Source organism: Commensalibacter sp. M0268 (assembly GCF_016101925.1).
GTDB lineage: Bacteria > Pseudomonadota > Alphaproteobacteria > Acetobacterales > Acetobacteraceae > Commensalibacter > Commensalibacter melissae.
The window spans coordinates 191,806-213,809 of the sequence record NZ_JACFPQ010000001.1 but is presented as its reverse complement, the minus strand read 5'-3'; the positions used below and the strand labels follow the sequence as shown (position 1 = coordinate 213,809).

The following is a 22,004-nucleotide window of genomic DNA, read 5'->3' as shown; positions in this document are numbered from 1 at the left end:
TAAAAAACCTAACAATCTACTTTATTCAGCACTTTGTTCAAGTTCAACATTTAAGCCAAGGGATTTTAATTCCTTCACCAACACATTAAAGCTTTCAGGTATACCAGCCTCAAAATCGTCCTGATCTTTAACGATCGCTTCATAAACCTTAGTACGGCCTGAAACGTCATCTGATTTTACCGTAAGCATTTCCTGCAAGGTATAGGCAGCCCCATAAGCCTCCAAGGCCCATACCTCCATTTCTCCGAAACGCTGGCCACCAAATTGGGCTTTACCACCCAATGGTTGTTGCGTCACCAATGAGTAAGGACCAATAGAACGCGCATGGATTTTGTCATCAACCAGGTGATGCAACTTAAGCATGTAAATATAACCAACCGTCACTTGGCGCTCAAAGGGATCTCCCGTACGTCCATCAATCAATGTACTTTGCGCCGAAGGATTAAGTCCCGCCTCTTTCAACATGTTTTCGATATCAGGAATGCTTGCTCCATCAAACACCGGAGTCATAATCGAGACACCCTTACGAAGATCGTTACAGAAATTAAGCAGTTCAGCCTCTGAAAGATCAACTATTTTTTCATTAAACGTTTTTTCGCCATAAATCAATCTAAGGCGATCCATAAGTTCCTGTTTCTTTTCACCAGTCTTCATATACTGATCAACAACTTGGCTGACTTGTCTACCCAAATTTGCACAGGCCCATCCCAAGTGGGTTTCAAGGATCTGACCGACATTCATACGGGAAGGCACACCCAACGGATTCAACACGATATCAACAGAGGTTCCATCCTCAAGAAATGGCATGTCCTCAACTGGCACAACACGGGAAACAACACCCTTATTTCCATGACGACCGGCCATTTTATCCCCAGGCTGTAATTTTCTTTTAACAGCAATGAAAACCTTAACCATTTTCATAACGCCAGGAGGAAGCTCGTCACCACGCTGGATCTTATCAACCTTGTTGTTGAAACGCGCCTGAATATTGGAAACCTCACGATCAAAGTCACGTTTAATCTGTTCAATATTAGCCATTACACCATCATCGGCAACAATGATATGACGCCATGTTCCACGGGGATGTTCGGCCAACACTTCTTCCGTTAAATCCGTTCCTAATCTAATTCCCTTGAATCCTGCCCCGGCTTTCTGATTGAGAAGATTCTCTTTCAACCTGTTATAGAACGCACGTTCTTGAATGGCCAACTCATCATCACGATCCTTGCTTAACCGTTCAATTTCAGCACGTTCAATTGCCATTGCACGTTCATCTTTATCAATACCGCGACGAGAGAAAACACGAACATCGACAACGGTCCCACTTGTTCCAGGCGGTAATTTCAGGGATGTATCACGAACATCAGAAGCCTTTTCACCAAAAATAGAACGTAAAAGCTTTTCTTCAGGTGTCATCGGACTTTCGCCCTTGGGGGTGATTTTACCCACCAAGATATCACCGGGATTTACTTCAGCACCAATATATACGATACCAGCTTCATCCAGATTGCGCAGCGCTTCCTCCCCGACATTGGGGATATCCCGAGTTATTTCCTCTTGGCCCAATTTTGTGTCACGTGCCATCACCTCAAATTCTTCAATATGAATAGAAGTAAACACATCATCCCGCGCAATACGTTCTGAAATCAGTATTGAATCTTCGAAATTGTAACCGTTCCATGGCATGAAGGCAACAAGAACGTTCCGGCCCAGCGCCAATTCACCAAGCTCTGTTGAAGGACCATCAGCGATAATATCGCCAGCCTTAATATGATCACCAACATAAACCAATGGACGCTGATTGATACAAGTTGACTGATTAGAACGCGTGTATTTCCGTAAACGGTAAATATCAACACCTTGCGTTGCACCATTTTCATCCGTTGCACGGACAACAATACGAGCTCCATCAATCTGATCAACAATACCACCACGACGAGCCACAATCGTTGCTCCAGAATCTCTTGCAACTGCGACTTCCATTCCTGTTCCAACTAATGGCGCATCTGACCGAATTAATGGAACGGCTTGACGCTGCATGTTTGATCCCATCAAGGCACGGTTTGCATCATCGTTTTCAAGGAACGGAATCAGGGCGGCGGCAACAGAAACCAATTGCTTTGGCGAAACATCACAAGCAGTAACCTCTTCTGGTTTTACCAGTTGAAAATCGCCATTTTGTCTTACAGAAACAAGATCTCCCGTCAAATGTCCATGACTGTCCTGTTTGGCATCTGCCTGTGCGACGATAAGCTTTTCCTCTTCCATGGCGGAAAGATATTTCCACCCATCTTGCAACTGACCATCCTTGACCAAACGATAAGGTGTCTCAATAAACCCGTATTTGTTTACTTTTGCATACGTTGCCAAAGAATTGATCAAACCAATATTTGGACCTTCAGGCGTTTCAATCGGACAAATACGTCCATAATGTGTCGGATGAACGTCACGAACTTCAAATCCGGCACGTTCACGGGTCAGCCCGCCCGGTCCCAAAGCGGATAAACGACGTTTATGTGTAACTTCTGACAATGGGTTCGTTTGATCCATAAATTGCGATAACTGTGATGAACCAAAAAATTCACGAACGGCGGCAACAGCCGGTTTTGCATTAATAAGGTCATGCGGCATGACTGTATCAATATCAACAGAGCTCATTCTTTCACGAATAGCACGTTCCATTCTTAACAAACCAAGACGATATTGGTTTTCCATCAATTCACCCACAGAACGTACACGACGATTTCCAAGATTATCGATATCATCGACACTTCCTTGTCCATCTTTTAATTCGCACATGATTTTGATCGTCCGCAAAATATCAATTTTACGAAGTGTACGAATAGTGTCATCCCCTTCCACACCAAGACGCATATTCATTTTTACACGTCCAACAGCAGAAAGATCATAACGATCAGCATCAAAGAATAATCCGTGGAACAACGCCTCTGCCGTTTCAGCCGTTGGAGGTTCACCAGGGCGCATGACACGATAAATATCAACCAGCGCATCATCTCTGGACGTATTTTTATCAACAATCAATGTATTTCTGATCCAGGGACCGACATTATTGTCAATCGCCAGCGTCGGTATTTCTTTTAAACCAAGCTCTTCCAGCGTATCCAGTATAGCTTCGGTAATCTCTACACCAGCCTCGGCATAAATTTCACCGGTTTCTTCATTGACCAGATCATGAGCAAAATAACGTCCAAGCAAATCTTCCCGTTTAACAAGCACGTTTTTCGTTTTTTCAGCAATCTTGCGAATAAGCCTTGCAGTCAACTTGACATTTTCTTCAGCTACAATCTCACCAGTATCCGCATCAACCAAAGGGGACAGTAATTTTAAATTGCGAAAAGCATCCTGCTCAAAGGTGCGAGACCAACCATCAGCAACTTTTTTGAAAACTACTGTATTATAAAAATATGAAAGGATTTCATCATCATCCATTCCATGAACAAGAATGGAATCCACATCCCCACCCTCTTTAATTTTCGCCTCTCGCAAAGCAATCGAATTTTCACCCTCAAGAGCATACAAAAAGGTTGTGACAGGAATTTTTCTCTTTCGATCTATTCGGACGTAAATTAAATCTTTACTATCAAATTCAAAATCTAGCCAGGAACCACGATAGGGAATTATTCTTGCCGTAAACAAAAATTTGCCTGATGAATGGGTTTTCCCACCATCATGGTCAAAAAACACCCCTGGACTGCGATGCATTTGAGATACGATTACACGTTCAGTACCGTTAATAATAAAGGTACCATTTTCTGTCATCAAAGGCATATCGCCCATATAGACAGGTTGTTCCTTAATATCACGAATAGAACGAGACCCCGTATCTTCGTCAATATCCCAAACGATCAAACGAAGAACGACTTTTAATGGTGCCGCGTAAGTCAATCCCCGCTGAAGACATTCCTCAACATCATATTTAGGTTCTTCAAATTCATAATTTACAAATTCAAGACGACCATTACCTGCAAAATCGCTGATTGGAAAAATAGATCGAAAAACCTCTTCCAAACCAGTTAATGAACGATTTTCCGGCTTTACATCTCGTTGTAGAAAAGCCTCATAACTTGCCCGTTGCACATCAATTAAATTTGGCATCGGAGCAATTTCAGGAATCCGTCCAAAATTTTTACGAATGCGCTTGCGCCCAGTGAACGATTTGCTTACCGCGTTCATCGTGTATTGTGCCCTATCGCCTGCTTCCGGATAAATTTGTCACACAAACCATCTGGATAATTATAAACTCATGATCCCAATAAGGAATCACACTCTCATTAATCCCTAATATATAAAGGGAATACTATTTTACAATCGTTAAATATATTTCCTTTTAACGACCAAGCAGGCGGAAACCCCTACTCACGAGCTCCGCCTTACCTTATTTTAAAGTCTAACAGCAGAAAGAAAATTTTCTACCGTTTGCTTCATAGCCTTATTTAATTTCGACTGAAGCGCCTTGTTCTTCAAGGGTCTTTTTAATTTTTTCAGCTTCATCCTTACTTACGCCTTCTTTAAGCGTTTTAGGAGCCCCCTCAACCAAATCCTTAGCTTCTTTCAAACCCAGACCTGTGATGGTGCGCACTTCTTTAATAACATTGATCTTCTTATCACCGGATTTAGCAAGAATTACATCGAATTCAGTTTTTTCTTCAGCTGGAGCAGCACCACCAGCAGCTGGAGCAGCAGCAACAGCAACAGGAGCAGCAGCAGAAACACCCCATTTTTCTTCCAACATTTTAGAAAGCTCAGCAGCTTCTAATACGGTTAAAGCAGATAATTCATCAACAAGTTTAGCTAGATCAGCCATTTACATTCTTCCTATTCATATACTAATAAGTGATTTGAGATAAGTCCACTAATTATTCAGTAACTTTTTAAAGACTTAAATTTTATTAAGCTGCTTGCACATCACCTTTGTCCGCATAAGCACCAAAAACCCGTGCCAATTGACCAGCAGGAGCTTGTAATACACCAGCAATACGTGTGGCAGGTGTAGAAATAAGCCCAACCAGTTGTGCACGAAGCGCATCCAAGGATGGAAGCTCTGCAAGGGCCTTGACCTGATTCAAATCAAGTAATTGGCCACTTAACGCTCCACCAAGCACAACAAGTTTTTCATTGGTTTTGGCGAACTCGACGGCTACTTTCGCAACAGCAACTGGATCCTCTGCCCAAGCAAGAGCTGTAGGCCCAGTTAGCATTGGCGTAATGCCTTCGAATGGGGTACCTTTTGCGGCGAGGGTGACCAAGCGGTTTTTCCCAACTTTATAAGTTGCCCCAGCAGCACGCATACGACGACGCAAATCCGTAACATCAGCAACCGTTAATCCCGCATTGCGCGTAACAACGACCATTGAAGTGTTTGCGAAAACAGATGCCATGGAAGCAACAAAAGCTTGTTTTTCCGTGCGGTCCAAATCCCGTCTCCATTTTGATCAGTTAAATTTATAACTGTTCAGGTTACCATTTAGATCAATAAAATGAATTTTATTGATCCGGTTCGCCTGTCCTTAACGGAATCACTAGCATATAAATAATTTTTCAATCTATAATACCAGCCCCGTCTTCCATGCGCGGTTCTAAACCTTTAAAATTTTAAATTACGTACGGTCTTGGACAGGTTTGAGACATTTTAAAATGTCTCGACAATACTATCCCCTTATCAAAAAGGGATAATAAAACTTTTTTATTAACCAGCGTTAACGCTAGCAATATCCACTTCAATGCCAGGACCCATTGTTGAAGAAAGATAAATCTTTTTCATATAGGTACCTTTAACCCCTGTTGGGCGTGCTTTTTGCACAGTATCAACAAAAGCTCGGATATTTTCAAGAAGATTTTCAGCACTAAATGATGCCTTACCCACACCAGCATGAATGACACCGCCCTTTTCGGCACGGTATTCAACCTGACCTGATTTTGCAGCTGTTACAGCAGACTTAACATCCATTGTAACCGTTCCCAATTTGGGATTAGGCATCAAACCACGTGGACCAAGAATTTTGCCAAGACGCCCAACCAGCGCCATCATGTCAGGGGTTGCGATACAACGGTCAAAATCAACCTGACCCGCCTGCACTTTTTCCGCAAGATCTTCATCACCAACAATATCTGCGCCAGCCGCTTTAGCCTCTTCGGCTCTTTCACCCCGTGCAAAAACAGCAACACGCAAAGTTTTTCCTGTTCCATGTGGCAGTGACATTAAGCCTCGAACCATCTGATCCGCATAACGAGGATCAACACCTAGATTAATGGCAATTTCAACTGTTTCGTCAAATTTAGCCTTCGCATTATCACGAATCAATGCAACAGCATCTTTCAATGCGTAAAGCTTATTTCTTTCAATTGAAGCATAAGCTGCAGCAATACGTTTATTCTTTGCCATCTCTTAAGCCTCCTCAACCTTCAAGCCCATGGAACGTGCAGATCCTATCAACATACGAACGGCACCATCAACGTCATTCGCATTCATATCTTTCATCTTTTGCTCAGCGATTTCACGCAATTGGCTGATTTTTACTGTACCAACAGTTGCACCCTTACCAATAACGGAGGCACCTTTGGAAATTTTTGCAGCTTTCAACAAAAAATAAGTATTAGGGGGTGTTTTAGTGATGAAGCTAAATGTACGATCTGCATAAGCTGTGATCACGACAGGAATAGGCATTCCTGGTTCCAGGCTTTGTGTTGCAGCATTAAACTCTTTACAAAATTGCATAATATTTAAGCCGCGCTGACCTAGGGCAGGCCCAACAGGTGGGGATGGATTCGCCTTTCCAGCTGGAATTTGTAATTTAATGTAGCCAACAATCTTTTTGGCCATATCCGGGTCTCCTTAACATTAATCTACCCAGACCGCGGTTCACACGAAAACCCAAAGAAAAATTTTTTTTTCCTTGTTGCTAAAGTAATCTCCCGCGTTCCGATAAGAGTTGATATTTTTCTTATAGTTTACAAAGTTTGTCAAGATTTTATTTAAAATCCAATAAAATATTATTCTTAAAGATTGAAAAAAAAAATTATTCTTTTAAAAATTACAATTAATCAATAATTAATATAATCTAAAGGTAATCAATTAATGAAACATCTCATGATTTTACGTTGCGGTACAAAATCCATTCACAAATCATGGATACACCTTATACAAAAAATAATGGACATCGCTTTTGTATATTATGATAATGCTGATTTTTCACAAGACAACCCTACTTACACATATAAAGTTGAAGGAACAAAATTAAGTGGGGTTCATGACTTCATCATTAATAACCCAGATATTATTAATCAATATGATTTCTTTTGGCTATTTGAAGACGATTTATATATTTCCTATCAATCAGCAAGAAAAATCGTTAATTTTATTAATAAATATCAACCTGTCTTATCTGCCCCATCTTTAACGTTAGAAAGTTTTTTTACTCACCCTATTACACTGCAACAACAAACATTACTCTTACGAGGAACAGATTTTATTGAATGCATGGCTCCCATAATGAGCAGAAAATTTTTGAAAAACACTTTAGCTCAACTAAAAGAATTCCCACTATGGGGTATTGAAAGATATTGGCAGCATCTATTATGGGAAATGCAAGAGATTGCTTTTATCTACGATCAATGGCCTATAATACATACCAGAGCCCTTGGAACAGGAAGTTTATATCAAACAGCAGAAAAATTGCACATTGATTTTTTGGCGGATGATTCTAAAGCACGCGACCTATATGGGGGAAAATTCAACCACTCCTTACCTACTATACTTTTTGGATTAACCAATCAAAATGATCCTGAGTTTTTAATTGCTTCTCAATTAAAAAAACATATTAACTTCAATTACTATATATTCGAAGAAATCTTCGAAAACGTAGCGAATCCCATTCATAATGAGCTTCTCCATCAATCAAATCATCGTAATACTTTATTCTCACAATTTCTATCTTTTTCCACGGTTCAAAAGCTTTTATCTATTAGAAATTTTTCACCTGATGAAAGTAATATTATTGTTCGTGAGTGGGCTTATGGCAGTCAAACAGACAATGTTTGTTGGTGTAATAATATGCAATTTGACATGAAAGGCCGTGTTCATAATTATTATCATGAAAACGAATATTATTGGAAAATCATTAATGGAAATTTAAATTTAATTTCCAAAGACCAGAAAATATCCACTATATTTGATCATAAAGAAATAACTCCTGATAATAAGATAAAATTAATAGGAAAATTCAATGGCAATGAACATCAATTACATTATTTAGAAGAAAGACATTAATTTCTTATCTGATGAAATTAATATTGAATCTTTTTATTTTTTGTAGGTAGGTTTTTATCAAATCCTAGATGATTATACTGCAAAACTTTAAAAGATTCTAAATTTTTAATAGGCAAATTCTGTCTACCCCATCCCCCACCTAATGCCACCACCAAATTAACTGAAGCCTGCATTAAGCTAATTTGACTTCGGACTTCAGCCAATTGGGCGGCTAATGCGGCATTCTGGGCTGTAACAACGTCTAGATAAGTGGTTAATCCTCCTGTATATAATGACATTGCCATTCCCTGTGTCCGTAAGGCCGCTTCAGAGGCCTCCTTATTTTGTTCTAATTCCAGCCGCATCTTTTGCGTTAAGGTAAGATTATCCTCAACCTCGCGAAACGCATCCAAAACAGTGGAGCGATATTGATCCCGTGTTTGTCGGTAGACTGACCAGCCCTTTTGTAAACTTGCCCGACGTAATCCCCCCTGAAACAAGGGTAAAGCCCCCTGAATTGCCGCAGACCACATGCTGTTGGCCATATTTGCCAAGCCTAATCCCTTGTCCTGAAAACCACTTGCCGCGTTAATCGTGATATCAGGATAAAATGCAGCTTTTGATATGCCTATATGGCGATTGGCAGCGGCCATCTGTCGCTCAGCACTGGCTATATCAGGTCGACGTTGTAATAGAGATGAGGGAAATTCCACCGGTATATTCGGTATATAATCATTTAGATTTGTTTTTACTGATTTTATATGAAAATCTTCAGGAAATTGATTAACCAAAACAGCGATCGCATGTTCGGTCAAATCCCGTCTGGCCTGTATCTCTGTTTGTTGTGCCTTTGTAATTGCCAATTGATTTTCGGCACGTGAAACGTCTATCCCAGCCGAAATAGCACCTGCCTGACGCATACGCGTGATATCAACCGCAGCTTCATAATATTGTATGGATTGGCTTAAAACCTCATTCTGAGCATCATACCCACGTAAAAGCATATAACTACCTGCCAGATCCCCTTCCAGAGATAGTTTTGCAGATTCATAATCAGCAGCTTTCGCTTGAACCAGGTTTCTTTGCATCCTTATTTCATTTCTAATTTTACCCCATAAGTCTGCTTCCCATAAAACAGAAGCCTGATATTGCATATTTGTTTCTTCAATTGGAGCATGACTGGTTTTACTTCGGAATAACCGGTGATGGGATTGTTTATATCTTCCACCACCAGCTTCAAGATTTAATTGTGGGTACAAATTCGATCTAACCTCTCCAAGAACAGCGCGACTTTGCATATAGGTTTCTGCTGCCGCTTGCAAATCAGGATTATTTTTTTCCAGATCGCTTTCCAGTTGATTTAACACAGGATCATGGAATATCTCCCACCATGCACCTTTAGGAATCTGATCCTCAGGTTGAGCAATATGAAAAGGGGCTGTTCCATGCCAATTTTCAGGCAGAACATAATGAACAGGTTTGTAATGCGGGGCTAAATCACATCCATTCAGAAAAACAAGACATGCCATTAACAAATAACCATATGGTATATTGGCTTTATCTGCCTTCTTATTCCACATTGGATTCAGCCGCATTTTTCTTGAACGAATCATTATCATATTTTTTTGTTACAGATTCGCTATTTTGAAAATTATCGTTATATCCTGGTGTGCTATCTACAATTTTAACCTGTTGCCCATTTAATAACCCAGCTGATGGATTATTCACAATCCAATCCGTTTTTTTTATCCCTGCCAATACCTGAATTGATTTACCAAGATTATTTCCTAATTTTACCTTCTGCATCCGAACCCGATGATCATTCCCGACAACGGCAACTTGCATACCCTCACTACGAAAAATCAAAGCCTGTTCTGGTATGATCAAAATATCTGGATCTGCTGGGGTTATAAAATGAACCTGTACAAAAGTTCCGGGCCATAATATATGAGAGGCGTTTTCAACGGTCAATTCAGTTGTCACTGTACGGCTGGCCATATTAAACGCCCTTGCAGATGTCAAAAAATCCGCCTGAAAGGTTTTTCCCGGATATTGAATTGTTGTCAATTCAGCCTTTAACCCTTTTTTCAGGATTGATGCATAATCCTGCGGCACATCTACAAAAATACGGAGTTTATGAATATCAGAAACCGTAAACAACTCGGTTGCCTTACCTTGACGGCTTAAATCTCCATTATTATTCACAAAATCCCCTACATCCGTTAATCGCGATGTAACAACGCCACTAAAGGGAGACTTGATTTTTTTGAATGCCTGTAAAGCCTCATACCGGGCCACTTCATGGCCTGCTGCATCCACTTCAGCCTTTTGAACTTTAGCATTGGCGACCTGAACATCAACTTCCTGCTGGGATACCGCTCTGGTTCCTGACAAGGCCTGCCAACGTTTTGCCGTAACTGCCGCCAATTGGTAGCGTGTCTGGGCAACTTTCAAATTTGCTTTTGCAGCCTCATACTGCGCGTCCAGACCAGGAGTGTCAATTGTTGCCAGTAATTCACCCGCTTTTACAGTCGCACCATAATCCCTATACCAATGTTGGACATATCCTGATACCTGTGCATAGATTGGCGCCTGATACCATGCCGATACATCTCCAGGCAAAGTAAGACTTCTTATCGCTGGACCTTTTTGTGGCTGGATACATTGAACAATGGGAAATGAATCTTTCCTGGCCTGTTCTGTCAGTTTAACAACATCGTGCTGTCGCTCAACAATTCCAAAAATTGCGTAAATACAAGCGCAAATTCCAATCATTAAAAAAATAGCCTTGGTTTTTTTTGAAAAGTTGGACATCCACTATTCCTTTATCCGGCCATGACGGTTATAAACCAATGCAAACACACATGGAACAAACAACAAGGTTGCAAATGTAGCCAGAGTTAGCCCCCCCATAACGGCTTTACCTAAAGGGGCATTTTGTGTGTTACTGAATGACATCGGTATCATGCCAATTATCATTGCCGAAGCCGTCATTAAAACAGGCCTGATACGCCCATATCCGGCCTCAACTGCGGCTTTTACCGCATCTCCATGCTCAGCAAGCCGTTCCCGAGCGAAAGAAACAACAAGAATGGAATTAGCAGTGGCCGTTCCCATGCACATAATTGCCCCTGTCAACGCGGGAACAGACAATGCATTATGACTGATAAACAAACTCCAAGAAATCCCTGCCAGGGCACCCGGCAATGCAGTGATGATAATAAATGGATCTAGCCAGGATTGAAAATTGACAACGATAATCAGATAGACAAACAATATAGATAATGCCAATCCCCCCAGTAATTGCATATAAGCATTATACATTGTTGTAGCCTGCCCCCGAATGGCTATTGTAGAGCCACGGGGTATTGTCGCCTTTTCCCTTTTGATAACTTTTTTGATATCCCTGCTGACAGCCCCCAGATCTCGCCCTTCATTACTGGCATAAATCTCAAATACGGGCATGATATTGTAATGGGATATTTCACCACCTGATCCTGTATGATCAATACGGCTCAAGGATCCCAAAATCTGCGACTTGATTTTCTTTTCCCCTCTTTCGGAACCATTGACAGGAATGGTTTCCAGATCATTCATATTCTGTAAATCAGATTGTGGGGTTTGAATATTCACCAAATGAGACACCCCTGTCTTGATATCCAGCCAATAAGTGGGTGCGACCTGTCCGCTTCCCGATAAGGTTGCAAGAGCATTATTTGCAATATCCGCCTCAGTTAATCCTGTACTAAGAGCAAAATCACGACGGGTATTAATCATCAGGGTTGGTGTAGAAACCGTTTGTTGAACCCTTACATCCGCAATACCAGGAATACGCTTTAATTTTGCGGCAATATGTTTTGCATACTCATAGTTACCTGCCAAGTTTCGACCTATGATCTGCACATTGATCGGGGCAGGTAAACCAAAATTTAAAATTTTGGCGGTGATATCACCCGGCGTGAAGGCAAAGTCTGTTCCTGGAAATTTTTTTCTTAATCCATGTCTGAGAATCTGGCGATATGCTGCAACAGGAGATTCAGAATTCCTTAATGAGATTGTCATGTCACAATCCTGTGACCCTATTGTCGGAGTTGCAACATAAGCCTGGTTGATACTGCTAAAGGGCAAACCACAATTATTGACAATTTCATAAACTTGCCCAGGTAACAAATCACTGATTTCTGAATTGACTAGATAAGAAATTTTACCTGTTTCCTCAATTCTTGAACCCAGAGGAGCACGCATGTGTAAATCTAGTTCACCAGATTTAATTTCTGGAAAGAAATCCTGTCCGACAAAAAATAATAAACCTACAGACAAAAAAGAAAAACTTAAAAAAATTAGGATAAATTTTTTCTTAACAAAAAGAATTTTATGCAAAAAAATCCGATAGTATCTTCTGAAATTCTCAAATCCCTGATCAAAATCATGCTGGAATCGTGCGAAAAAAGTTTCTTTTTTTTTATTGACGCCATGATTTTCCACTTGTCCACGCAACAGATAATAAGCCATGGTGGGAACAAAAGTTCTGGATAAAATAAAGGATGCTATCATTGCAAAAATGATCGCTTCAGCCATAGGCATGAATAACCATCCTCCCACCCCGGTCAGTTGGAACAACGGAAACCAGACGACACAAATACAGAGCGTTGAAACAAAAGTTGGAATCACAATTTGATTGGCCGCATCCACAATTGCATCATACAAGGATTTACCCATTTCAAGATGCGTGTCAATATTCTCAATCATGACGGTGGCGTCATCCACCAAAATCCCGACAGCGAGGGCCAGACCTCCCAATGTCATGACATTGATTGTCTGATGCATTGCCTCTAGACCAATCAGGGCGGATAAAATCGCCAAGGGGATGGAGGTTGCTATAATCAGGGTTGATCGCCATGAACCCAGAAACAGAATTACCACAATACTGGTCAGAAATGCAGCCGTGACCATTTCCCTTACAACATCATGAACGGAATCCTTAACAAAAACTGAGGCATCTGATAGAATGCTAACATCAACCCCTGGTGGCAGTGTCTTTTGCACTTGTGGCAGTAACCTTTTGATACCAGCCACTACCTGAAGGGTGGAAATATCCCCTGTTTTCATAACGACCATCAAAATTGCCCTGTGCCCCTTCACCAAGACAAGATTGGTTTGCGGCGGGCCACCTCGATGTACCCAGGCAACGTCCCTTAAAAAAACCGTTGCATTGCCGACTTTTTTAATTGGAATATTGTTAAATTCGTCAACAGCTCTGGGACTGGCATTGGTTTGAACCATAAAATCAATGGAACCGACTTTCTGGTCTCCAGCTGGCAAGACAATATTTTGCTTGCCAAGGGCATTACCTACATCCGTTGCCGTTAACCCGTAAGCCAGTAAGCGAGCCTGATTCAAATCAACTTGAACATAATTGGAAACACCTCCATAAGGTGAGGGTAATGCCGCCCCCGCAACAGAAATCAAGGCCGGTCGTATTAGATTAGATGCCATATCATAAAGCTGGGACCCGGTAATAGTTTTGGATGAGACCTCTAACATCATGACAGGGATGGATGAAGCACTGTATTTAATGACCAGAGGGGGCGTCGTACCTTTGGGCATCTGTTTTAAAACGGTTTGGGAAACCGAGGTAATTTGTGTCTGGGCCTCTGCAATATCAGTACCGGGTTGAAAAAAAATCTTCACAATTCCACGCCCATAGTAAGAATTGCTTTCAATATGCTCAATATTATCAACCGTGGATGTCAAGGCTCGTTCATAATAGTAAACAATCCGCCCCGACATATCCTCTGGCATCAAACCTGTATAATTCCAGACAACAGCTACCACTGGAATTTTAATATCAGGAAATATATCCGTTGGTGTCCGGAATATAGCCAACACCCCAAAAACAAGAATTAAAATAGCCAGAACAACAAATGTATATGGACGCTTTAATGCCGTAATTACAATTGCATTCACCTTATTAAGATCCCATCCGTCTTTCTTTAATTAACCATATGATTTGCTCGTTCCTTGATAAAATGCTGTTAAACTATTTTAAAACATACCCATCTCTCGTTAAAATAATCTTATCCATTCTGGTTATTCAGTTTCCTTTTCCCCAATTTTTTCCAGCGATTGAATAAGTTTTTGGGTTTTACGACGGGCATCAGTGACGGAAGTGGCCGTATTTTCTATATAACGGGTCAATTTTTCAAAAATCATGTCAATTTTTATCATTTCTTGTCTGGTCTTGCCCAATAAACTTGAAACAAATTCCGTTTTCTCACTCAATGCCAATGAAACATAACCGAGATGAATAGTCCGTAATAAAGGCGGCATTAAGGCGGGGGACATAATTAAAATATGATAAACTCTGCCAATTTCGTCGATAAGACCGGGAATTCGAGCGATTTCCGTATAAAGTCCATCAGTTGGAACATATAAAACAGCGAATTCAACCGTTTTTGGCGGTACAATATATTTTGAAGCGATCTTTTTCGCCTCCTGCTTGACACAACTTTCCAGAGCTTTACGGGCAGCCTGTTCCGCGCCACTATTTCCTTCTTCAATAGCTTGTATTAATCGTTCATAAGCTTCCGTTGGGAATTTGGAATCAATGGCCATTAAAGGTTTATGGGAACCTTGTGCAGGCATATGAACGGCAAATTCGACAATTTCCATGCTGTTATCCTTTAAACGCACATTCCGTTCATAAGTTCCAGTTGGTAAAATATCATCTAATATTGATTGTAGCTGCGCCTCACCCCAGCCGCCACGCGTCTTAACATTTGTAAACAATCGCTTTAAATCGCTCATCTGCGCTGTTACAGAGTTAACCTCCCCCATCAATTTTTGAATCTCGGAAAACTGTTCAACCACACGCTGAAAAGATGACTGCATTTGAGTTTCAACAGCCTTGTTCAGTCTTTCCGTTACAGATTGGCGCAACTCTGTTAAATTCTGTGAACTTTGCTCTGTTAAAAGCTGCATCGCCCTTGCCTGATCCAACCGTAACGTGGATTGTTCCTTCATCAAACTTTCGTTCATGACATGCAATCGCTCAGCCAGTTGGTTTTGACCATTCTGTAAACGGTCGAACAATTCCTTCTCAATTTTATCAAGATGCTGCTGCTGACGGTCTTGATCCTGTATTCGTGCGGAAGATTCCTTCTCGATTAAAAATGTTATTCTTTTTAAAATATCCTCCTGCCGATCATTTTTTTTTATTGATTGTTTCAATATAAAAACAGCAGCCAAACCAAAGCCAATCAATACAATAATGAAAATAAAAAAATATTCCGTATAATTACTTATCATTGATCTATCGTCTCAACTTCAATTATCTATACAATTATTAAAATAGATTTCGTAAAAAGCCTGGAGTTAGCAACATTGAAGGATATGCCTCCATATGAGGGTCTTTGAATTTTCCGTTAATGACAAAGGGAACGGCAATAAACCCCCCCCCTTTTTCTGGAACAAATAATTTTCCCACCCCCGGGACATGACTGAATAGTTTATTCACCGCATAAATCGGCACTATTGTTCCCTGCAAATCCAAAACCGCTTTATCAAGATTGATATCGCCCTTCAAAGTCGCTCCAAGTTCATCATTGAAAACACGACCATTTTTTATTTTCAGAATCCCCTTATTCAAAAAGATATTTCCTTTGAGAGCATCAATATTCAACGCATCCACCTTTTGCCTTTTGAACCAACCATAAACAGAAAGATTACTGATCCGTTTTAAGGCGGTGGGAACATGATCAACAACAAAAGGCTCGATTTGTATCTTGCCGGTAAACGGGGCCTCAGGATCATTGTCATCAAAATTACCACTCAGAACACAATGCCCTCCTGAAATTCTATTTGATATTCCAACAATATCCAATAAATTGCCAAGATTCTGAGCATCCAGATAAAATTGTCGATTTGAATCCTTGGGAAATAATGACGCAGTTACCAAAGTTGGTTGGCGCATTCCATAAGAAAGACGCATCAACCGTAATCCATTATATTCAATATAGGCTGTTACTTCGCCCAGATTCTTATTCTTATCATAAAAGATTTTCTTGGCCTGAAGGTTAAAGATCCAACGTCTTCCCTTACGTCCTTTGTACTTTCCTGTAGCTGCAACAGGAATATTATAATTCTGTATTTTCTTGGAAACGGCATGTTTTTTCCTGGATGATCCAAGATAATCCTGAATAAATGGGGAAAGATCCAATGTATCTGCCTTGACAGAAATACGTACATCACCTTTTAAAGGGTTATGAAACGCTTCATCCGTCATTGGAAAATTAAGGGTCGCTTTTCCTTCTGACCGTCCAGTTTTAAAATATTGAATATTTAATTGGGTTGGAATTCTATTTTCGATATTCATATTGGCATGCACCAACAAGTCACTTCCCTGAGCATGCAAGTCTTGAATACCGACCAGTTTGTTGTCATTCAATATTATCGTTCCCGAAGCTTTCGCGGGTTTTGCAATTAGCTTGTGCCAAATCGGGAGTTTCAATTCAGTTCTTGATAGATCCAAATTTAAATTGATTATCGCTTTTTTGTCGTAAAATTTTGAATAGTTTAAATCTAGATAGGCTTGGCCCCCTATATCCTTAGCCATATCAAAACCTGTTTGTTTCAAGGTCTCTGACGTAATGGTCAAGCCAACTTTTGCTTTTTCAACAAGCGACCCAAGATGTTGATGCGTAAAATTTTGTCTATACTCAATACGTGCAGGAAAATAAGATAAAAGACCATACCCATGTAAATCAAGTTGACGGGCATTCACGTCCACCACTAAATTCCCCTGTCTCAAATCCTGTCCTAACGCTATATCTTTTAGATAGACATTTTTAATCTCATTATGTCCCTGAATATCAATCTGTTCGATTTTCACCTTTTTCTTGAGGGGGATTTCCAAATGTAAATGCGTAGACAAATCCCCGGAAGGATTTTTAAAAGGGACAGGATGACGAGATAGCAAATGTAATCGTTGTTCAGATAATAAAGTTAATAAATCTTGCAACTTACCTTTTATCAAAAGCGTTATAATACCCAAATCCCGATGATTGCTTAATCCTGTAATCCACATATTACCAGAAGGTATATTCAACTTGCGTAATTTCGAGGTGGTTCCATTTCCTGACCTGACAATTTGATAACCTCCTCGATATTTAATCAATATCCGATCAGGATCTACAAATATCATTTGTGCATTCATTTTCTGTAAAGGTGGGATGGGCCTTAACCAGTGAACCTCCAAACCCGTTGCCTGACCAATTCCACCCTCCAAGTTAACCAGTCTCAAATGATGCCAGCCCTCATGCCCCGTAAGTCTTGCATGAATTGAAAAATCTCGCGCTTGCCCTCTTGTAATATTGCCTGTAACCCATTCATTGGCCCCTTTGGCTATATGACGAGGCCAATATTCTTTTAATGTTGAAAAGTCTAGCAACGGACTACCTGCGGAAAAATCTGCATCAACCACTTTTGGATTTACCAGTGAGGATAATTTCAACCAACCCTTGAAATGAAAAAAAGGCCCGCTTTTTGCATTTTCCAAATCCGACGGCGATCTCAATTGCAGACAAATGTCGGAAAAATCAATCTTTGCAGGATATTTGGCATCTTCACCAAAAAAAGCGCTTATACGAGCATTGAAAAAAGATGGGAAATATTCCATATTTCCAACCCTTACATTCCCCTGAGCAGAATTTATTTTAATATCTGCCATATAAGGTTGCATGAAAGCTTTATTCTGGATAGAAAAACCTATATTCGCCTCAGCTGAAATAGGCATATTAACAGATTGCAAATAACGCAATTCCGGTATCATTTCTGCAATATTGGCGGGATTGACCTGATCGATCTCCATATGCCATTGGAGCTTTCCCGTTTTTTGCAAATTAACAATATCTGATGAAGTTATGGACTGAACAGAGCTTTGACCTTTAATTTGAACCTTATGACCATTAATATCAAAATTGAAATAGACTTTTCCAATAATGGTCAATGTTTTGTCAGCATAAAAAGGATGTACATCAACATCAATCTGTCTTGATTGAATCAAATTATGATCAATGTCATCTTTAAAAGATAAAACGGTTTTCTCAATTTTGACATGATACAAACGATGAAAGTCGATATCCAGCCTGGATTGTCTCGACAAACCCAATCCTGACAAATCCAGATTAACATGATTGTCTTTATATCTTCTTAAATGTAATTGTGCACCTGACAACTTGATATACAAAGGAACAATTTTTTTATGTCGTAATGATAATGTATCCAGCGTTAATTTTGCAAAGTCCAAATGATCCCTTACCTGGTTATAGACATCCAGTAACTTTAATCCTTCCAGTTCGAAAGTGACTGGTGTATTAAAGCCTTTCTTTAGAACAGGCCATTTCATGACCAACTTGTCAAACGTCAGTCTTCCAGCAGGTTTATCCTTCTCCATACCTTCTATAACCGTTAAAGGAAGCCAATATCGGGCGATAAAGGTAAGGTTGGCAGGTGCGCTTAATATGAATAATATAAAAGCTGACACCATCACGACCAGCAATACAATTACCGAACAGCCTGCCAGTAAAAATTTACGCAACCAGTTTCGTCTGTGTTTTATTTTTGAATCTTTATGAAATTCTTGCTCTTTCTTTATGGGCATTTTCATCTTAATATTTGTAAACTGAAAAAAACCAAATAACAGAAATCATGTATCATGTCTCACAAAAACCTGTCTTCTATCCCTTGGTTTGATCAGAATTGGCCAAAAGCGGCGGATCAACGTTCAGCAGACCTTTTTTCAAATGCAGTTAAAGAAGCATGGGTTAAAAATAACAAGGATCCAGTATTAATTCAGCAACCCGGTATTGTCCGCCTTATCCATGCCATTGGTGGGAACAGCCCCTTTCTTGCTGATTTGATTATAAAAAACATTCATTTCTTTGAATACCTTATATTAAATGGACCTGATAAGGCCTGCAATAAAGCCTTTACTTGCCTACAAAATTCATCAATACAAGAATCCAGATCCAGTATCGCCAAAATATTACGGATTACCAAACAAAAAATTGCCATTGCCTGTGCAATTGCAGATATTGGAAATGTATGGACTTTAAAAAAAATAACCCACACGCTCAGTTATCTTGCAGAAATCACCCTTCATTTTGCAATCAATTATCTTTTATTACAAGCACATCAAAATAAAAAAATTACACTTTCCCACCCAGAAAATCCTCAGGAAAACTCAGGATTTATTGTTTTGGGAATGGGCAAACTTGGTGGTAGGGAACTTAATTACTCTTCTGATATTGACCTTATTATTCTTTATGATCCAGACAAATATCCGAATCATCCCGATCTTGCCACACTTTTTATCCGGATCACACGACAACTCGTATCCCTCATGGAGGATCGAGATGAAAATGGATATGTTTTTCGTGTTGATCTGAGATTACGACCTGATCCCTCTTCTTCCCCACTCGCCGTTTCGTTACCCGCCGCCATTTCATATTATGAAAGCTTGGGACAAACCTGGGAACGAAGTGCCATGAGTAAGGCACGACCTGTCGCGGGAGATCTTGCAGGAGGATATTCTTTCCTGGAGGCTGTTCAACCCTTTATATGGCGCAGGCATCTGGATTTTGCTGTTGTCGAGGACATTTATGCCATGAAAAACAGGATTGATTGTCATAAAAATTCAGGCAAACCCAACCCGCCAATACTCTCTGAAAAAAAATTTGGACAAGATGCCCTGCACTGGTTAATCGGTCAAAATGTGAAGTTAGGTTATGGTGGTATTCGTGAAATCGAATTTTTACCCCAAACCTTGCAATTGATCTGGGGAGGACGTTTTCCAAAACTGCGTACACCACAAACAATCAAAGCCATACAGCAATTGACCAGAAAAGAATTAATTTCCGATGAATCCGCAACGATCCTAATTAAAACCTACTATTTCCTTCGTAAAATAGAACACCGCCTGCAAATGCAATCCGATCATCAGACCCATTCCCTTCCCAATACACAACAGGCATTTGATGCATTTTGCATTTTCATGGGATATGAATCAACAGACAAATTTGTTGAAGATTTATTCCCGCTTATGCAAAAGGTCCGACATATATTCGAGGGATTTTTTACGTCTCCGGATAATGAAGAAAATTTTATTCTTGATTTACCTAAAAATGAATTAATCAATTATCTGAATGAAAAAGGTTTCCCCGATGAAGCCGCATCTATTTTACAATCATGGAGCAATAGCGGCCCCCGTACTTTAAGAACCGCACGGGCCAGAATGATTCTAAAAAATATTTTACCTAATATTTTACAGGCTTTTGCAGAACAGAAAAACCCTCTTTTGATCCTACAGCGTTTTGACAGTTTGCTGGCACGACATCATGCGGGGATACAGCTTTTGTCCCTTTTCGAACGTAATCCCATTTTAATCGAAAAATTGGCGTCAATATTGGGTTCCTCACAATTCATGGCTGATTATATTACCAATAATCCTGCAGCACTTGATGCGTTAATTCATGTCGATATATTAAAAACAAAAACAAATCTGCTGCAAAAAACGATCCATGAGCATCTAAACAGCACCCAGTCTCTGGAAGAAATTCTGCCCATTCTTCATAACATTATTCAAAGCGAGGAATTTAGGCTTTCCGTTTCCTATATGGAAAACCGCCTTTCTCTAAATAAAAGTCAAATCCAGCGTACACGAATGACAGATATCATTTTAAACGAACTTCTGGCAAGAGTAATCAAAGATCATGAACAAAAATATGGGATTATTCCGGATGGAGGCATATGCATCATTATCTTGGGGAAAGCCGGATCATGGGAAATGACGGTGGGTTCCGATCTTGATATGATGCTGGTCTATGACCATCCACCTGAAATTGCTGCTAGTGTCGCAGAAACAGGATTGGCCAATAAAGCATTCCGTTCGTTAGCCATCAATCCTTATTATATACGATTAACGCAAAGTTTTATCACTGCACTGACCAATACAAGCTATACAGGTCCATTATATGAAATTGACATGCGTTTACGTCCATCTGGCAGCAAAGGGCCCGTTGCCGTATCCCTGAACTCATTCCAGCGATATCATGAAAAAGAAGCCTGGACATGGGAACGGATGGCTTTAACGCGGGCCAGGGTTATAGGTGGACCTAAAATCTTGCAGGACCGGATCAATAATGCCATTAGCAAGGCTTTGGATTCTTCCCCTTCTGGCGTGACCAATAAAATCATTTTACAAGACGCCGTTCATATGCGCAAAAGGCTGGAAAATGATATGCCTCCCACCACACAATGGGATGTCAAATATCTTAAAGGTGGACTTATAGAAGTGGAATTTATTGCTCAAACTCTGCAATTAATCTCGCATAATAATAAAGTAAGACATCCTTGCACAAGAATAGCATTCAGAAAATTGGCTCAAAATGGCTATCTTTCTATTGAAGAGGCAAGATATTTGATTCAAGCTGATTATTTCTGGCGAAATTTGCAAAGTCTTTTAAGATTATTCTTCGGTAAATATCCTCCCGAACATTTGGAAATGGATGCAACTCCAATCATTATTGAAATCATGACCGAAAAACTTCTGGGAAAGATTTTTCACACAAAAGATTCCTTTTCTCTGATTATGGAGAAAATACATCAAACCAGTGAACAGGTTCGTGGCCTCTTTATAAAACTTCTTGGCCCTGTCACCTAATCACTATATTATTAACTT

The 22,004-nt window shown here is 40.1% G+C and carries 12 protein-coding genes; 2 read left to right on the top strand and 10 right to left on the bottom strand.

Annotated features, from left to right (window positions below; all coding sequences use genetic code 11):
- Positions 1 to 21: 21 nt before the first annotated feature.
- The 5 genes from rpoB to rplK all read right to left on the bottom strand — a co-directional run bounded on the left by rpoB (position 22) and on the right by rplK (position 6,841).
- Positions 22 to 4,194: a DNA-directed RNA polymerase subunit beta gene (rpoB, locus tag H3R28_RS00940; RefSeq protein ID WP_198209312.1), complete on the bottom strand. Its 4,173-nt coding sequence runs from the start codon at positions 4,192 to 4,194 to the stop codon at positions 22 to 24.
- Positions 4,195 to 4,450: 256 nt separating this feature from the next.
- The gene (gene rplL / locus H3R28_RS00935) at positions 4,451 to 4,825 is read right to left on the bottom strand and encodes a 50S ribosomal protein L7/L12 (RefSeq protein WP_122123908.1); all 375 of its coding nucleotides are present in this window, start codon (positions 4,823 to 4,825) and stop codon (positions 4,451 to 4,453) included.
- Positions 4,826 to 4,910: 85 nt separating this feature from the next.
- On the bottom strand, positions 4,911 to 5,435 hold the full coding sequence (gene rplJ, locus H3R28_RS00930) for a 50S ribosomal protein L10 (protein WP_110438413.1): 525 nt from the start codon (positions 5,433 to 5,435) through the stop codon (positions 4,911 to 4,913).
- A 272-nt stretch (positions 5,436 to 5,707) separates the two neighbouring features.
- Complete coding sequence (rplA, locus tag H3R28_RS00925; protein ID WP_110438414.1) at positions 5,708 to 6,403, bottom strand: 50S ribosomal protein L1; 696 nt, start codon at positions 6,401 to 6,403, stop codon at positions 5,708 to 5,710.
- A 3-nt stretch (positions 6,404 to 6,406) separates the two neighbouring features.
- A complete protein-coding gene (gene rplK / locus H3R28_RS00920) occupies positions 6,407 to 6,841 on the bottom strand; it encodes a 50S ribosomal protein L11 (RefSeq protein WP_110438415.1) in 435 nt (144 codons plus the stop codon).
- 255 nt (positions 6,842 to 7,096) lie between these two features.
- Between rplK and H3R28_RS00915 the strand changes: the two genes are divergently transcribed.
- Positions 7,097 to 8,287, top strand: coding sequence for a hypothetical protein (locus H3R28_RS00915; protein WP_198209314.1), 1,191 nt, complete (start codon positions 7,097 to 7,099; stop codon positions 8,285 to 8,287).
- A 17-nt stretch (positions 8,288 to 8,304) separates the two neighbouring features.
- Here the strand turns inward: H3R28_RS00915 and H3R28_RS00910 are convergent, their stop codons facing one another.
- The 5 genes from H3R28_RS00910 to H3R28_RS00890 form a co-directional block, all read right to left on the bottom strand.
- Entirely contained in the window at positions 8,305 to 9,861 is a 1,557-nt protein-coding gene (locus tag H3R28_RS00910) for an efflux transporter outer membrane subunit (RefSeq protein ID WP_232351185.1), read from the bottom strand.
- Entirely contained in the window at positions 9,836 to 11,080 is a 1,245-nt protein-coding gene (locus tag H3R28_RS00905) for an efflux RND transporter periplasmic adaptor subunit (RefSeq protein ID WP_198209315.1), read from the bottom strand. The genes H3R28_RS00910 and H3R28_RS00905 overlap by 26 nt, the downstream gene beginning before the upstream one ends.
- 3 nt (positions 11,081 to 11,083) lie before the next feature.
- The gene (locus H3R28_RS00900; protein ID WP_198209316.1) at positions 11,084 to 14,233 is read right to left on the bottom strand and encodes an efflux RND transporter permease subunit; all 3,150 of its coding nucleotides are present in this window, start codon (positions 14,231 to 14,233) and stop codon (positions 11,084 to 11,086) included.
- A gap of 123 nt (positions 14,234 to 14,356) precedes the next feature.
- Positions 14,357 to 15,574: a DNA recombination protein RmuC gene (locus H3R28_RS00895; RefSeq protein ID WP_155568377.1), complete on the bottom strand. Its 1,218-nt coding sequence runs from the start codon at positions 15,572 to 15,574 to the stop codon at positions 14,357 to 14,359.
- 37 nt (positions 15,575 to 15,611) lie between these two features.
- Entirely contained in the window at positions 15,612 to 18,926 is a 3,315-nt protein-coding gene (locus H3R28_RS00890) for an AsmA-like C-terminal region-containing protein (protein ID WP_198209317.1), read from the bottom strand.
- Positions 18,927 to 18,980: 54 nt separating this feature from the next.
- On the opposite strand from H3R28_RS00890, the gene H3R28_RS00885 reads away from it, so the two are divergent.
- On the top strand, positions 18,981 to 21,986 hold the full coding sequence (locus tag H3R28_RS00885; protein ID WP_198209318.1) for a bifunctional [glutamine synthetase] adenylyltransferase/[glutamine synthetase]-adenylyl-L-tyrosine phosphorylase: 3,006 nt from the start codon (positions 18,981 to 18,983) through the stop codon (positions 21,984 to 21,986).
- Positions 21,987 to 22,004 lie beyond the last annotated feature (18 nt).